The 14499-nt window shown below is 60.9% G+C and carries 15 protein-coding genes; all 15 read right to left on the reverse strand.

The genetic code is table 11. The features are described 5' to 3' along the window. Nucleotides 1-8: 8 nt before the first annotated feature. The 15 genes from recA to PPRO_RS15890 all read right to left on the reverse strand — a co-directional run bounded on the left by recA (nucleotide 9) and on the right by PPRO_RS15890 (nucleotide 14497). Nucleotides 9-1031, reverse strand: coding sequence for a recombinase RecA (gene recA / locus PPRO_RS15820; RefSeq protein WP_011737004.1), 1023 nt, complete (start codon nucleotides 1029-1031; stop codon nucleotides 9-11). A 191-nt stretch (nucleotides 1032-1222) separates the two neighbouring features. After that, a complete protein-coding gene (locus PPRO_RS15825) occupies nucleotides 1223-2614 on the reverse strand; it encodes an NADH-quinone oxidoreductase subunit N (RefSeq protein ID WP_011737005.1) in 1392 nt (463 codons plus the stop codon). Then, nucleotides 2604-4208, reverse strand: a complete 1605-nt coding sequence (locus PPRO_RS15830) for a complex I subunit 4 family protein (RefSeq protein WP_011734584.1) — start codon at nucleotides 4206-4208, stop codon at nucleotides 2604-2606. Before PPRO_RS15830 ends, PPRO_RS15825 begins: the two co-directional genes overlap by 11 nt. Beyond that, a complete protein-coding gene (gene nuoL / locus PPRO_RS15835; RefSeq protein ID WP_011734583.1) occupies nucleotides 4201-6120 on the reverse strand; it encodes an NADH-quinone oxidoreductase subunit L in 1920 nt (639 codons plus the stop codon). Before nuoL ends, PPRO_RS15830 begins: the two co-directional genes overlap by 8 nt. 3 nt (nucleotides 6121-6123) lie before the next feature. After that, a complete protein-coding gene (gene nuoK, locus PPRO_RS15840; protein ID WP_011734582.1) occupies nucleotides 6124-6426 on the reverse strand; it encodes an NADH-quinone oxidoreductase subunit NuoK in 303 nt (100 codons plus the stop codon). Next, complete coding sequence (locus tag PPRO_RS19770; protein ID WP_011734581.1) at nucleotides 6426-6920, reverse strand: NADH-quinone oxidoreductase subunit J family protein; 495 nt, start codon at nucleotides 6918-6920, stop codon at nucleotides 6426-6428. The genes nuoK and PPRO_RS19770 overlap by 1 nt, the downstream gene beginning before the upstream one ends. Beyond that, complete coding sequence (locus PPRO_RS15850; RefSeq protein ID WP_011734580.1) at nucleotides 6917-7477, reverse strand: 4Fe-4S dicluster domain-containing protein; 561 nt, start codon at nucleotides 7475-7477, stop codon at nucleotides 6917-6919. Before PPRO_RS15850 ends, PPRO_RS19770 begins: the two co-directional genes overlap by 4 nt. Nucleotide 7478: 1 nt before the next feature. Next, entirely contained in the window at nucleotides 7479-8648 is a 1170-nt protein-coding gene (locus PPRO_RS15855; protein ID WP_011734579.1) for a complex I subunit 1/NuoH family protein, read from the reverse strand. After that, nucleotides 8645-10051: a 2Fe-2S iron-sulfur cluster-binding protein gene (locus PPRO_RS15860; RefSeq protein ID WP_011734578.1), complete on the reverse strand. Its 1407-nt coding sequence runs from the start codon at nucleotides 10049-10051 to the stop codon at nucleotides 8645-8647. The genes PPRO_RS15855 and PPRO_RS15860 overlap by 4 nt, the downstream gene beginning before the upstream one ends. 7 nt (nucleotides 10052-10058) lie before the next feature. Further along, a complete protein-coding gene (gene nuoF, locus PPRO_RS15865) occupies nucleotides 10059-11342 on the reverse strand; it encodes an NADH-quinone oxidoreductase subunit NuoF (protein WP_011734577.1) in 1284 nt (427 codons plus the stop codon). After that, nucleotides 11339-11803, reverse strand: a complete 465-nt coding sequence (locus tag PPRO_RS15870; protein ID WP_011734576.1) for an NADH-quinone oxidoreductase subunit NuoE family protein — start codon at nucleotides 11801-11803, stop codon at nucleotides 11339-11341. Before PPRO_RS15870 ends, nuoF begins: the two co-directional genes overlap by 4 nt. After that, nucleotides 11800-13011: an NADH dehydrogenase (quinone) subunit D gene (nuoD, locus tag PPRO_RS15875; protein WP_011734575.1), complete on the reverse strand. Its 1212-nt coding sequence runs from the start codon at nucleotides 13009-13011 to the stop codon at nucleotides 11800-11802. The genes PPRO_RS15870 and nuoD overlap by 4 nt, the downstream gene beginning before the upstream one ends. Nucleotides 13012-13020: 9 nt before the next feature. Continuing rightward, entirely contained in the window at nucleotides 13021-13485 is a 465-nt protein-coding gene (locus PPRO_RS15880) for an NADH-quinone oxidoreductase subunit C (RefSeq protein ID WP_011734574.1), read from the reverse strand. 158 nt (nucleotides 13486-13643) lie between these two features. Then, the gene (nuoB, locus tag PPRO_RS15885) at nucleotides 13644-14135 is read right to left on the reverse strand and encodes an NADH-quinone oxidoreductase subunit NuoB (RefSeq protein WP_011734573.1); all 492 of its coding nucleotides are present in this window, start codon (nucleotides 14133-14135) and stop codon (nucleotides 13644-13646) included. After that, a complete protein-coding gene (locus tag PPRO_RS15890; RefSeq protein WP_011734572.1) occupies nucleotides 14126-14497 on the reverse strand; it encodes an NADH-quinone oxidoreductase subunit A in 372 nt (123 codons plus the stop codon). Before PPRO_RS15890 ends, nuoB begins: the two co-directional genes overlap by 10 nt. Nucleotides 14498-14499 lie beyond the last annotated feature (2 nt).

A 14499-nucleotide genomic window follows, 5' to 3' on the forward strand; every position in this document is an offset into this window, starting at 1 on the left:
AGCTCCCCCTACTCGTTGGTAACGGCCGGCCCCCTGAGCAGGTCCATCAGTTTTCCCTCGATATCCGCCAGCACCTCGGGATGCTCGGTCAGAAAGGTGCGTGAGTTCTCCCGTCCCTGGCCGATACGCTCCTTGCCGTAGGAGTACCAGGCGCCGCTCTTCTCGACGATCCCCTTGTCCACCGCCAGGTCAAGCACATCGCCGGTGCGGGAGATACCCTCGCCGTAGAGGATGTCGAACTCAACTTCCCTGAAGGGGGGCGCCACCTTGTTCTTGACCACCTTGACCTTGGTGCGGGAGCCGATCACCGCGTCCCCCTGCTTGAGGGTGGCGATCTTGCGGATGTCCATGCGCACCGAGGCGTAGAACTTGAGGGCGTTGCCGCCGGTGGTGGTCTCGGGGTTGCCGAACATGACACCGATCTTCATGCGGATCTGGTTGATGAAGATCACGCAGCAGTTGGACTTGGAGATGATGCCGGTCAGCTTGCGCAGGGCCTGGGACATGAGCCGAGCCTGCAGTCCCATGTGGGAGTCGCCCATGTCCCCCTCGATCTCGGCCTTGGGCACCAGCGCTGCCACGGAGTCGATCACCAGCACGTCGATGGCGCCGCTGCGCACCAGGGTTTCGGCGATCTCCAGGGCCTGTTCGCCGGTATCCGGCTGGGAAACCAGCAGGTCATCGGTCTTGACCCCCAATTTGCGGGCATAGCCGATGTCCAGGGCATGCTCGGCATCAACAAAAGCAGCGATGCCCCCCTGCTTCATGGCCTCGGCAACGATGTGCAGCGCCAGGGTGGTCTTGCCGGAGGATTCCGGGCCGTAGATCTCCACGATCCTCCCCCGGGGAACACCGCCAACTCCCAATGCCATGTCAAGGGAGATGGAACCGGTGGAGATGGCCTCAACGCCGGGCAGAGCCTCGTCGTTTCCCAGGCGCATGACGGCACCCTTTCCGAACTGCTTCTCGATCTGGCTGAGCGCCAGATCTATGGCCCTGTTTTTTTCCGGGGAGCTGGTTTTATCCGACATGGCGTGGGTCTCCTGGCTGGGTTTGTGCGTTCAATATAATGCTCTTAAGTAGCATACATGCGGCTTTAGCCGCAAGCGATTATCCGACTGGGCTTTATCCCCCATCGTCCTCCCCCCCAAACATCAAGGGCGCGTTACCGTGCGGTTTAACCGTCGGCAACGCGCCCTTGAAGGGTGGTATGTACCTGTGTCTAGATTCCCGCCATCACCCAGTGGAAGATATTGGGCAGCAGCATGAACAGTGCCAGGGCCAGGGTACCCAGGAGCGCTCCGCCCCAGGTCCAGCAGAGGCAGGTGGCGTTGGCTGGCTGCTCCACGGTTTCGGCGTCGGAGCGGAACATCCGCAGCACCACGCCCAGGTAGAAGAAGGTGCCGATGTAGCTGGCAACGAAGGCCAGGACGGCGGCGGTCAGGTGACCGGAGGCGATGACGGTCTTGAAGACGAAGAACTTGGCCAGGAAGCCTGGCAGCGGCGGGATGCCGGCCAGGGAGAGTACGCACAGGGAAAGCAGGATGGCGGCCACCGGCTTCTTCCTGAAGATGCCGTTCAGGTTGTCCAGGTTGTCGTCCTCGCCGCTCAAGATGCTGAAGCAGGCGCAGGCGGTGATGGTGGTGACGGCGTAGACGGCCACGTAGTACAGAAGCGCCTCGGTTCTGGCTCCGGTGTTGTCAACCAGGGCGAACATCATGTAGCCGGCGTGGGAGATGGAGGAGTAGGCCAGCATCTTCTTGAAGGCGGTCTGGTGGATGGCGGTGATGTTGCCGTAGAACATGGAGAGCATGGAGAGGAGCGCAATCACGGTGACCGCTTCCGGGTTGAGTACGGCGTTGCCCAGGATGCGCACCAGGCCCAGCACCACGGCGGCCTTGACGATGGAGGCCAGGAAAGCCGTTACCGGCAGACGGGCGCTGGAGTAGGCGTCGGGTGCCCAGCCGTGGAAGGGGAACACGGAGGCTTTCAGGAAGAAGCCAGAGAGGATCATGACGCTGGCGGCCAGGTTCTGCACGCCGCCGGTGGCGACGGCTGCGGTGAAGGAACTGATGTTCAGGTTGCCGGTAGAGCCGTACACCAAGGAGAGTCCGAACAGGACCAGTGCCGTGGCCACGGAGGAGAGCAGGAGATACTTGATGGAGCCTTCGGAGGCGGTTGATTTACCGTTGTTCAGGACCATCAGGGCGAAGCCGGGGAGCGAGAGGATCTCGATGCCCATGAAGAGCGAGATGAAGCCGGCGCTGTCCAGGATGATCATGGCGCCCAGAAGCGATGAGGCGATGAGGATCCAGTATTTGTGCCCCGCTTCGCTGGAGAGGGAGTAGACCCCCAGGATGGCGCCGCAGCTTACGATGATCAGGCGGCCGATCTCGGAGAAGCGGTCGATGCGGATCTCATTCATGACGATGTCGGCAGTGTACCCGGTTTGAAGCTGCATGACCAGGACGCCGGCGCCGGCCAGGAGCGAGGCGATGAACAGGGCGCTGCCGGCACGCTTGTCAACGCTGAGTATCTCCAGCAGCATGAGGACCAGGATCAGGCCCAAGAGGATGTGTTCCGGCAGAAGGCCGTACAGAAGATCAGTGGCCATTGGCGCCTCCCTTGACAGATGGTGTGGGCGCCGCGGGTGACGCCGCCGGTTGTGCCGCCGCCGGTTGGATCTGGGCGTTTGCCGGCTGGGTGCCAAGCGCGCTTACCGCGGTGGTTACCTTGTTCATGATCGGCATGGGGTTGACGCCGATCCAGATGATCATGACAAGCAGCGGGATGAAGCCGATCCCTTCCATGAGGCTCATGTCCTTGACCCCTACCCCCTCTTTGGTCTGACCGTAGAGGATGGCCCGGCCGAAGCGCAGCATGTAGGTTGCGCCAAGCACCATGCCGGTGGAGGCCAGAAGCACGCTGGTGAGCATGGTGGCTCCGGCGTTGGCCTGGAAGGCGGCGATGCCCTGCTGGAAGGCGCCGAACAGGATCAGGAATTCGGAGGTGAAGCCGCTGGTCAAGGGCAGCGCGACGGAGGCCAGGATGAAGAGCATGAGCATGACCGCAAGCCTTGGCGCATGGGTGGAAAGGGCGGTCAGGTTCAGGTACTCCCTGCCCAGGCGCAGTTCCAGAAGTCCCAGGAGCAGGAACAGGCCGGCAACGGCGACGCCGTGGCTCAAGATCTGGAACAGGGCACCGTGGATGGCGGCCTGGTGGAAGCTGAAGATGCCCAGGACGATGTAGCCCATGTGGGACAGGGACGAGAAGGCGACCAGCTTCTTGAAGTCGGTCTGTTTCAGGGCGATGATGGCGCCGTAGAGGATGCTGATCACGGCAAAGAGCATGACCGTGGGTCCGAAGGCCCGGGCAACGTCGGGGCACAAGGGTAAGGCCAGTTTGATGATGCCGAAGGCGCCCATCTTGGACAGGGCGCCGGCCATGAGGGCGGTGCCTGCCGGAGGAGCTTCGTAATAGGCCAAGGGCAGCCAGGAGTGGAACGGGAACAGCGGGCACTTGATGGCGCAGGCCAGCATGACGGCGATGAAGACGAACAGCTGCGTGTTCCAGTCAAGTTTCAGGGCCATGAGATGTGCGAATTCGAAGTTCCAGGCACCTGTCTGGTTCAGGCTCTCCATGCCCATCATGATGACGGCGGCCAGAAAGAGGATACTGCCTGCCATGGTGTACATGAAGAAGGTGAAGGCGGCGGAGCGCTTGTTCTCACCGCCAAAGGCAAGGACGATGATGAACATGGGGATCAGGACCACTTCCCAGAAGACGAAGAAGAGCATCAGGTTCTGGGCCAGGAAGGTGCCGAGAAGGGTCGCCTCCAGGAAGAGCGCCATGGCGACAAACAGGTTGTTCTGGGTCTCCGGCCGTTTCCAGCAGCAGCCCAGCACCACCGGGAAGAGCAGTCCGGTGAGAAGCAGCAGGTAGATGTTCAGGCCATCCACGGCCAGGTGGAAGTTGATGCCAAGGCTCCCCACCCAGGGGATGTTCAGGTCAAGCAGGGAGGCGGGCAGGCAGGGGGTGCCGAAGCCGGCGAAGATGCCGCCTGCCATGACCAGCACAGCCAGCATGCAGAGCATGCCCCACATGCGGGCGATTTTACCGTTTTCGCTTGCGGGCAGAAACGGTACGGCCAGGGCGCCCACCAGCGGCAGGCAGAACAGGGCGAGGATTAGAAGACCGTTGCTAGGCATTGGCCACCCCCCACCAGATGATCAGGGCCAGCCCGGCCAGGGCGTAGAGCACATAGGCCTGGACGTTGCCGCTCTGCATGCGGGAGAGGAGGTTGGCGCTGTAGCGCGCTGTGGCTCCTGCTTTGACGATGGTGACGTAGTTCAAGAGTTTCTCCGCTATGTTGTAGAGTACTGAGTCCGATAGCGTGTCCAGGGATTTGACGATGACTTTCTCGTAGATGGCGTCGAAGTAGTATCCCTGGCTGATGGTAGTGTAGATGCAGCCGGCTTTCTTCTTGATGGCTTCGGGCAGGGCCGGGTTCAGGCCGTAGAAGACCCATGCCAGGAAGATGCCGCCCAGGGCGATGGCGATGGAGATACCCATGAACATGAGTTCGGTCTGGTGGGTGACGCCCGCTTTCAGGGCGTGGTGACCGAAGACCGGTTCAAGGAAGCTGAAGAAGGGGGAGCCGAAGCCAAACTTGTCGGCCAGTACCTGGGGCAGGCCGATGAAGCCGGCAGCGACGGAGCTTACGCCTAAGATGATCAGGACGATGGCCATGCTGAAGGGGGGCTCGTGGATGCCGTGTTTCAGTTTCGCGGGCACGTTGTCTTGACCAAAGAAGGTCATGATGATGGCCCGGAACATGTAGAAGGAGGTCATGCCGGCGGCGACTGCGCCCACCAGCCACAGGGCGGTGGAGCCGCCGTGGGCCGAGGCAAAGGCGCTCCAGAGGATCTCGTCCTTGGAGAAGAAGCCGGCAAAGGGGGGCACGCCGCACAGGGCCAGGCTGCCCGCCAGGAAGGTGACAAAGGTGAGGGGCATCTTCTTGGCCAGGCCGCCCATTTTCCTCATGTCTTCTTCGCCGTGCAGGGCGTGCAGGACGGCGCCGGCGCCGAGGAACAGGCAGGCTTTGAAGAAGGCATGGCTGTACAGGTGGAACATGGCGGCGGAGAAGGAGCCCAGGCCGCAGGCCATGAACATGTAGCCGATCTGGCTCATGGTGGAGTAGGCCAGCACTTTCTTCAGGTTGTACTGGGTGAGACCCATGGTGGCGCCCACAAAGGCGGTGAGTGCCCCGCCCCACATGACGACCTGCATGGCGCCGGGGGCCTGCAAGAGGACACCGTTCATGCGGGAGAGGAGATACACGCCGGCGGTGACCATGGTGGCGGCGTGGATCAGGGCCGAGACCGGGGTGGGGCCGGCCATGGCGTCGGGCAGCCAGACATGGAGCGGAATCTGGGCCGATTTGCCGCAGGCGCCGATCAAGAGCAGGATCCCGATCAGGTTCATGGTGGAGACCGGAAGCCCGGCCGTACCGAAGTAGGCGTTTATCCCCTGGAAGTCAAGGGTGTGGGAGTAGGAGAAGATCAGAAGCGCGGCCAGGACAAAGCCGGTGTCGCCTACGCGGTTGACGATGAAGGCTTTCATGCCGGCGGCGGATTTCTCGTCGTCCTGGTACCAGAAGCCGATGAGCAGGTAGGAGGCCAGACCCACCCCTTCCCAGCCGGCGAAGAGCATGATCATGTTCTTGCCCAGGACCAGCATGAGCATGAAGAACAAAAACAGGTTCAGGTACGCGAAGTAGCGCGGCTGGTCTTCGTCATGGGACATGTAGCCCACGGAGTACAGGTGGATCAGGGTACCGACCCCGGTGACCACCAGGCACATGACGGCGGAGGCCTGGTCCAGGTAGAAGGCCACGTCCACGTTGAGCGGATCCAGGGCCACCCAGGTGTAGAGGGTCTCGGCTATGGGCTGGCCCGTGGCGACGAGGCTACTGTACAGGACCAGCGTGACCAGGAAGGAGAGCGCAGGCAGCCCGCAGGCGATGGTGGAGACCACCCAGCGGGGAAGACGGTTGCCGAAGAGGCCGTTGAACAAAAAGCCCAACAACGGCAGGAGCGGTATGAGCGTCAGTTTGATCATTGCCTACCCTTTCAGTTCCTGGTGTGCGCCCAGATCCAGTGAACCGCGGCGTTTGACAAGCAGTACGACGATGGCCATGGCCAGGGCGATTTCGCAGGATGCGGCGACGTAGATGAAGAAGGTCATGGCGATGCCCGGCAGGGTCTGGCTTCTGACGGCGAAGCCGACGAAGCTTAACACAACGGCGTTGAGCAGGATTTCCAGGCACATCATGACCACCAGCAGGTTGCGGCGAAGGACGACTCCCAGAAGACCCAGGGAGAAGATGAGTCCCGCAAGGGTAGTCAGGAATTGATACCGATCCATTAGAGCCCCTCCTTGACCGCGGTCCAGGCGGCGACGACGCCGATCAGGAGCAGCACGGTGGCAAGTTCGAAGTGAAACCAGTAGTACTTCATGAACGAAAGCGAAAAGGCGGCGAAGGTGAAGGGGTCGACGGCCGGCGCGGCAGCGGCGGGCTGCGCGGGCAGGTAGCCGATGGCGGCCCAGACAACGGCGGCGAAGCCCAAGCCAACCACGACAGCCGGGACGATCTTCCGGGCATAGGGGTGGCGGTAGGAGTCGTCGCGGTCGTCAAGCAGCATGATGGTGTAGACCATGAAGACCATGACGGCGCCGACGTAGATCAGGACCTGGAACATGGCGATGACATGGGCGCCAAGGGCGGCGTAGATGCCGGCAAGGCAGATCATGTGGCTGACCAGGGCCAGGGCGCAGCGCATGGGCTGACGCAGTGTCAGGACCAGAGCGGCGAAGATGACCGCCAGCAGACTGAAGAAGGCGATGAAGACGTCGATCACGGATGAACCTCCTGATGGGCCTGACCGGAGCCGGGGTAGCTCTTGGCCGCGTCACTCGCAGGCTGCCAGTTCATGAGCAGGTCCTGGGTGGCCCACATGTTCTCCCGGTCGAAGCCGGGGAAGTTGGGCGTGTCCTTGGACATGCGGATGGCGTCTTCGGGGCAGGCTTCGACACAGAAACCGCAGAAGATGCAGCGCGAGTAGTCGATCTCGAACCGGTCCGGGGACTTGGGGTGGAACGGGTCGTTAAAGTCGGCGGCGGACTGGATCTCGATGCAGTAGGCAGGGCAGACCGTGGCGCACATGTTGCACGATACGCACTGTACCTTGCCGTCGGCACGCGTGGTCAGGAGGTGCCGGCCCCGGTTGGCGCTGGAGTAGTCGGCCCGCAGTTCTTCCGGATAGTAGGCGGTTAAGGCACCCTTGCGGAAGGTGAGCCATTTCCACATGTTGCCGAAGAAGACCGATCCGGTGATGCAGAGCCCGCGGATCACCTCGAAGATGTAGAGGCGATCCCACAGATCCATGGTTGGCTTATTCCAGTACTCTTTCTTCATATCATCCTTTCAGCGTGAACCAGCGGACACATGCCGTGGCAACGAGGTTCAGGGCGGCCAGGGGAAGCAGGAACTTCCAGCCGAATCGCATGAGCTGGTCATAGCGGAAACGGGGCACGGACCAGCGAATCTGGATCTGGAAGCAGCCGATCAGGAATACCTTCACCAGGAAGGTGACTATCTGCACAAGGACAACAGTTGCATGGGACAGGGCGATGGTTTTGCCCATGGGGAGCACGAACCCGGCGTCGGTTAAGTACGGCAGGTTGTAGCCGCCCAGAAAGACGGTGACCAGAAGCGCCGAGACGACGACGATCTCGATGAATTCACTGAGCATGAAGATACCCATCTTCATGGCGGTGTATTCGGTGAAGTAGCCGGAAACCAGTTCCGATTCACATTCCGGAAGGTCGAAGGGGACGCGTTTGTTCTCGGCGATGCAGGCGGTGAGGAACAGCACAAAGGCCAGGGGCTGCAGGATGATGCCCCAGGCGGGAAGTACGCCGAAGAGCAGGCCCGACTGCCAGACCACCATGTCGTTGAGATCCAGGGTGCCGTAGGTGACCACCAGGCTGATTAAAGCCAGACCCATGGAGACTTCGTAGGAGATCATCTGCGAGGCGGCGCGGGCGGCGCCCAGCAGGGAGAATTTGTTGTTGGAGGACCAGCCGGCCAGCATGGTGCCCAGGATGCCGATGCCGGAGATGGCCAGGATCACCAGGATGCCGGCGTCAAGTCGGGCTACCTGCATGACATAGCTCTTGTCCCCGAAGAAGTTGACCATGATCTGGGAGAGCTGGGGGAAGCTGGCCGGGTCGATCAGTTTGCCCGGGACAAGCGTCCCGCCGAAGGGGATGGCGGAGAAGACCAGGAGCACCGGGGCGAGGGCCAGCCAGGGGGCCAGGTTGTAGCAGAAGCGGTCGTAGGTGGTGGGGGTGAAGTTCTCCTTTAAGAGCATCTTGCTGCCGTCGGCGATACCGTGGATGAGGCCCCAGGCAACGATCTTGACGTTGGTGAAGGGGATGCGCAGGTAGCAGCGGTTGGCGCCGATGCGGTCGGCCATGATGGCCGACTGCTTGCGCTCCACCCAGGTGAAGATGGTGGCGACGCCGGCCATGACGGCGATGGCGTAGCCCATGAAGATGAGGTAGACGATCAGGTCCTGTATCATGCGAGCCTCCCGAACAGTTCGCCGGCATGCTGGACCAGCTCCGGTTTGTCGAACACTTTGTCAAAACAGTTCGCCGTGCCTTCGAAGTTGGTGAAGCTCCCGCTCCGCTCCATGAAGGTGGAGATGGGGATCAGGATGTCGGCGTTTTTGTCCTGGGCGTTCTCAAAGGAGGACAGCTGGATGACGGTGGCGCTGCCCAGGTCGGAGAGTCTGACCCCTTCGCCCCAGACGATGACCAGGTCGTGGCCGGCCTGGCTGTAGGCCTGGCTACCGAACAGGTCTGCCACGCCTCTGCTGTTGGGGTTCTTGTCACCCTTGATCAGGACGTTGTCTTCGACGATCTCCCCTTTCTCGGGGCCTGCGTCCTGGCGGGTGTAGACGGTGAAGCGCTCGCCCAGGTGCTGTTTGAAGGCGGCCAGCTCTTCGTTGGAGGCCCACGCCGAGACCAGGATGGCCGGGCTCGATGCCTGGGAGATGAGCCGTTTGGCTTCGCCGATGGTTTCTTCCAGGCCGACGAAGGCGCCGTGCACCAGGGGACGCAGCGCCCTGGGGCGTTTCATGAGTTCTTTGGGCAGGTCGAAGCCTTTGTTGCAGATCCAGGGACCGTTGATCTCCGGGTTGTCGCACGGCGTGACCCTATAGACCATGCGGTTTTTCTCTTCGCCCAGGGCGCGCAGATGCCAGTGGTGGGCCCGTTTCCAGATGTTGATGCTGCAGCCCCTGGCGCAGCCGGGACAGACGGAACGAACCGGCTCCAGGTACCAGACCCGGCTCTTGTAGAGGAAGTCGCGGGAGAGGAGCGCTCCCACGGGACAGATGGTGGTGACGTTGTCCGAGTAGGGGTCGTCGAAGGTCCCCTGGTCCAGGCGCTCGACCCGGGAGTGGCTGCCCCGCTCGACGATGCCCAACTGGAAGGAGCCGGAGACTTCGCGGGTGAAGCGCACGCAGCGGCTGCAGAGGATGCAGCGCTCGGCGTCGTAGACGATCCTGTCGGAGAGGTCGTAGAACTTGGGCTTGTGGTGCTTGGCATCGATGTTGAACGGTTCATCCGCCCCGTACTTCATCTGGTATTCCTGCAGCCGGCACTCGCCCGCCTTGTCGCAGATGCCGCAGTCCACCGGGTGGTTTAAGGTGATGAACTGCATGACGGCACGCCGGGCGGCCCGAACCGGTTCGCTGTCCGTTTCGATCTCCATTCCCGGGGTGATGGGCAGGTTGCAGGCCGGCATGAGTTTGGGACGACCGTTGACCTGCACCAGGCAGATGCGGCAGTTACCGGCGATGGAGAGGCAGGGGTGATAGCAGAGGTGGGGAATATGGATGCCGTGCCTGAGCGCCGCTTCCATTACGGTTTCGCCTTCCTGCGTCTCGATGACTTGGTTGTCGATCTTTAGTTCAATCATGGCGCCTTCAGATTTCCAAACGACCGTCGTTCATGGAACGACCGTGTTCGATGTAGTAGTCGAATTCCGCTCTGAATTTCGTGATGAAGTTTATGACCGGCATGGAGGCGGCGTCGCCCAGGGCGCAGACGGTGTTGCCCATGATGCCCTTGGTGATCCGCTCCAGACTCTCCAGGTCTCCCTTGACTCCCTTGCCAGCTACGATGCGGCTGATGATGTCGTTCATCCAGGCGCTTCCCTCGCGGCAGGGGGTGCACTGGCCGCAGGATTCGTGGGCGTAGAAGCGGCTTAGCGTGTGCAGCAGTCTGACCATGCAGACCCCTTCGGCGATGACGATGACCCCGCCGGAACCGAGCATGGTGCGGTAGGTGGAGAGGCATTCGGCATCCAGGTTGGCGGTCTCCACGTCTTGGGGCAAGAGAATCGGGGTGGAGGAGCCGCCCGGGATGACGGCTTTGAGCTCTTTGCCGTTCAGGATTCCGCCGCACTCCTCGAAGATCAGTTTCTTTAAGGGGTAGCCCAGGGGAAGTTCATACAGGCCCGGTTTTTTGACGTGGCCGGAGACGCCGAAGATCTTGGTGCCGGGGTGCTTCTCGGTGCCCATGGCGCTAAAGGCCTTGGCGCCGTTGGTCATGATCCAGGGAACGTTGGCCAAGGTCTCCACGTTGTTGACGACGGTGGGGGCTTTGTAGAGGCCCTGCACGGCCGGGAAGGGCGGCTTGTTGCGCGGGTAGCCCTTGAAGCCTTCGATGGATGTATAAAGGCTGGATTCCTCGCCGCAGACGTAGGCGCCGCCACCCTGCATGACCCGGATGTCGCAGGAGAAGGAGCTGCCCAGGATGTTCTCGCCCAGGTAGCCGGCTTTGTAGGCCTCACTCATGGCGTCCATGAGCCTTCTGAAGGAGAGGTCGAATTCACCCCTGATGTAGATGAAGGCGTTTCTGACGTTAAGCGCGTAGGCGGCCAGGATCATCCCTTCGATGAGCTGGTGGGAGTTGTGCTCGAAGATCCAGCGGTCTTTGAAGGTGCCCGGCTCCCCTTCGTCGGCGTTGCAGCAGAGGTAGACGACGGGGGCCTTCTTGTTGACGAAGGACCATTTGCTGCCGGTGGGGAAGCCGGCGCCGCCGCGGCCACGAAGACCCGATGCCATGACTTCCTTCTCCACGTCGATGGGCTGCAGGGTCTTGAGGGCGTTCTCAAGGGCCTGGTAGCCGCCACGCCCCTGGTACGCTTTAAGCGTATGGGAGTCGGCGGTTACGGGGAAATTGAAGAAGATTCTCTCGCTTGTCATGAAAGCCCCTTCAAGATCTGATCGATTTTTGCTTCGGTCAGTTGCTCGTGATAGGTGTCGTCGATCTGCATGACCGGGGCGGTGCCGCAGGAGGCCAGGCATTCGACGAGAAGCAGGGTGAAACGGCCGTCAGCGGTGGTCTCGCCCGGTTTGATACCCAGTTTCTGGGAGAGGTGGTCGATGATCCGCTCGGCGCCCATGAGGGAGCAGGCGATGTTGCGGCAGACCTTGATGACGTGCGTGCCCACCGGGTGGCGGTAGAACATGGTGTACCAGGTGAGCGCTTCTTTGACCTGCATGGCCGGAAGACCCAGGTAGTTGGCGATGAAGACGGCGTCGCTCTCGCCAAGGCTCTTCTTCTCGTCCAGCATGATCCTTAAGAAAGGCATGACCAGGGAGGAGTTCAGCTCCTTGGGGTAGGTGGCGCGCAATTGGGCGAATTTCTCTTCTATACAGCTCATCGGTCACACTCCCCGCCGATCATGTTCATGGAGCCGAAGGTGGCGATGACGTCGGCGACTTGATATCCCTCCAGCAGGGTGTGCATGCCACCCATGTGCGCGAAGCTGGGACTTCTGACATGCAGTTTGTAGGGACGGCCGCTGCCGTCGCTGATCAGGTAGAAGCCGAGCTCGCCGTTGGGCGCTTCGTGGCTTACGTAGATTTCGCCGGCAGGTACCTGGATGCCGTCGATGACCAGTTTGAAGTGGCTGATCAGGTATTCGATCTTGGTGTAGACCTTGTCTTTGGTGGGATACATGATCCGGCGGTCGTCGATGTTGACCGGGCCGTCGGGAAGTTTCTTCATGCACTGCCTGACCATGGAGATTGATTCGTCGATCTCGCGCATGCGCACGTAGTAACGGTCGTAGTTGTCCCCCTTGATACCGACGGGGACTTCGAAGTCAAGGTCGGCATAGGCGAGATACGGGTTGTCTTTCCTGATGTCGATCTTGGCGCCGGTGGAGCGCAGGATCGGGCCGGTGTAGCCCCAGTTGAGCGCGTGCTCGGGACTCATGGCGCCCACGTCGCGGGTACGGTCGATGAAGATGCGGTTACGGTCCAGAAGCCCGTGGATGCGGCCGCAGTACTTCTCGGTGAACTGCAGGATCTCTTCCAGCCGCTCCAGCCAGCCGTCGGGCAGGTCGTTCTTTAAGCCGCCGACACGGGCAAAGGAGTAGGTGAGGCGCGCGCCGGTGAGCTGATTCAAGTGCTCGAAGATATAGTCGCGGATGGTCATCAGGTACAAAAACGCGGTCATGGCGCCCATTTCCATGACAGTGGCAGCAACGCAGGTGACGTGGTCGGCGACCCGGTTGTATTCGGCCAGGAGCGTGCGCAGGTAGATGCAGCGCGGCGTGAGTTCGATGCCTAAGAGTTTCTCCACACCTTCCACGTAGGCGAAGTTGTTGTTCAGGGCCGAGCAGTAGTTCAAACGGTCGGTGAAGGGGATGATCTTGTGGTAGGTGTGGTGCTCCGATTCCTTCTCGAAGCCACGGTGCAGGTAGCCGCAGTGGATGTCGGCTTTGGCGACTCTCTCTCCGTCCAGGGCGGCGATGATCTGTATGGTGCCGTGGGTGGCCGGATGGGAGGGACCCATGTTGACCAGAACATGGTTCGGGTCGGCGGTCTGTTCCAGGTTTGATCGTACCGGGGATTTGTATTCCACGCTGTTCACCTATTTCCGATATTCGACGATGGGTTGTTCCCTGTCGATGGGGTAGTCTTTACGCAGGGGATGGCCTTCGAACCCTTCGTACAAAAGGATCGGACGAAGGTCGTCGTTGCCGATGGAGACGATGCCGTACATCTCGTGCACTTCGCGCTCGATGTAGCGGGCCGAACCGTACAGGCCGGTTAGGGTCGGGACGTTGGGCTCGGCTTCCGTGACCGGTACCTTGATCCTGACCCGCACGTTGTTGCGCGGGCTGTACAGGTGGTAGACGACGTCGAAGCGAGGGTCCCGCTCGGGATAGTCCACGCCGGTTATGTCCAGAAGAAGATCGAAGTAGAAGGAGCGCTTCAGGCGGGTGATCAGGGGAAGGATACGGCCGGCGTCGGTCTCAAGGACCAGCATGCCGTGACTGTCCCAGGATCGATCGTACAACTCACTGACGGTGGTGCGTATTGTCTCGTTGACCATGGAGTTCTCTCTTATGTCCGCAAATAACGGTTCAGGTACCAAAGGAGGAGACGCCTAAGGCGCAAAAACCCTCCCCTATGTCGTAACTCTCCCAGTCCGGCAAAACGCCGGAGAGGAAAGCGTGTATCTGCGTTGATACCGCGGGGTAATGCGGGGGATCAGACCGGTACCGGGTTCTGTTTCTCGTACGGGAAGATCGGGTGGCGCTCGCCGGCTATCTTGTCCTGCAGTTTCATGATGGCGTCGATGACCATCTCGGGGCGCGGCGGGCAGCCGGGGATGTAGATATCCACCGGGATGATCCGGTCCACACCCTGAAGCACGGTGTAGTTGCGATAGACACCACCACTGGTGGCGCAGGCGCCAAACGCCATGACCCATTTGGGATCGCACATCTGGTCGTAGACTCTTTTAATGACCGGGGCTTCCTTGTGGGTGATGGTGCCGACTACCATCAAAAGGTCGGACTGACGGGGGGTAAAGCGGGGAAGCGCGGCACCGAAACGGTCGGTGTCGTACAGGGTGGAGGCAACGGCCATGAATTCCATGCCGCAGCAGGCGGTGACGAAAGGATAGGGGAAAATACTGAACTTGCGGACCCAGCCGATCAGTTCGTCCTTACGGGTTGTCAGATACTCCATCATCGCCATTCAAGACCACCTTCCTTCCAGATATAGATGAATGCCAAAGAAAGCACGCCCATGAAAAACAGAAACGAGAACAACGAGAGCGTGGCCATGTCGCGGTTGCCGGCGGATACCGCCCAGATGAACAGAAGCACGGCTTCCAGATCGAACAGAAGAAAAAAGATGGCGATGGGGTAGTACTTGATGGACAGCGGACGGACGTTGCGCTGTTGCAGGGGGTTGGAACCGCACTCGAACGGCTCCAGCTTGATGGCGCTCGGCTCGCTGCGCGGACCCAGAAGCGCGTTCAGACCGACAATCAAACCGACAAAACCGACCGACGCCAGAAGAAACAGAAAAAACGAAAAGTACGGGCTCATATCCATAT

This window comes from Pelobacter propionicus DSM 2379 (assembly GCF_000015045.1).
In the GTDB taxonomy this organism is placed as follows: Bacteria; Desulfobacterota; Desulfuromonadia; order Geobacterales; family Pseudopelobacteraceae; genus Pseudopelobacter; species Pseudopelobacter propionicus.

What these genes read in the sequence shown, in the direction of transcription:
- PPRO_RS15870 (WP_011734576.1), bottom strand. Translation starts at nt 11,803, where the DNA reads ATGAGCTGTATAGAAGAGAAATTCGCCCAATTGCGCGCCACCTACCCC.
- nuoF (WP_011734577.1), bottom strand. Translation starts at nt 11,342, where the DNA reads ATGACAAGCGAGAGAATCTTCTTCAATTTCCCCGTAACCGCCGACTCC.
- PPRO_RS15880 (WP_011734574.1), bottom strand. Translation starts at nt 13,485, where the DNA reads ATGGTCAACGAGACAATACGCACCACCGTCAGTGAGTTGTACGATCGA.
- PPRO_RS15890 (WP_011734572.1), bottom strand. Translation starts at nt 14,497, where the DNA reads ATGGATATGAGCCCGTACTTTTCGTTTTTTCTGTTTCTTCTGGCGTCG.
- PPRO_RS15830 (WP_011734584.1), bottom strand. Translation starts at nt 4,208, where the DNA reads ATGCCTAGCAACGGTCTTCTAATCCTCGCCCTGTTCTGCCTGCCGCTG.
- nuoL (WP_011734583.1), bottom strand. Translation starts at nt 6,120, where the DNA reads ATGATCAAACTGACGCTCATACCGCTCCTGCCGTTGTTGGGCTTTTTG.
- PPRO_RS15860 (WP_011734578.1), bottom strand. Translation starts at nt 10,051, where the DNA reads ATGATTGAACTAAAGATCGACAACCAAGTCATCGAGACGCAGGAAGGC.
- nuoB (WP_011734573.1), bottom strand. Translation starts at nt 14,135, where the DNA reads ATGGCGATGATGGAGTATCTGACAACCCGTAAGGACGAACTGATCGGC.
- PPRO_RS15850 (WP_011734580.1), bottom strand. Translation starts at nt 7,477, where the DNA reads ATGAAGAAAGAGTACTGGAATAAGCCAACCATGGATCTGTGGGATCGC.
- nuoK (WP_011734582.1), bottom strand. Translation starts at nt 6,426, where the DNA reads ATGGATCGGTATCAATTCCTGACTACCCTTGCGGGACTCATCTTCTCC.
- PPRO_RS15825 (WP_011737005.1), bottom strand. Translation starts at nt 2,614, where the DNA reads ATGGCCACTGATCTTCTGTACGGCCTTCTGCCGGAACACATCCTCTTG.
- recA (WP_011737004.1), bottom strand. Translation starts at nt 1,031, where the DNA reads ATGTCGGATAAAACCAGCTCCCCGGAAAAAAACAGGGCCATAGATCTG.
- PPRO_RS15855 (WP_011734579.1), bottom strand. Translation starts at nt 8,648, where the DNA reads ATGATACAGGACCTGATCGTCTACCTCATCTTCATGGGCTACGCCATC.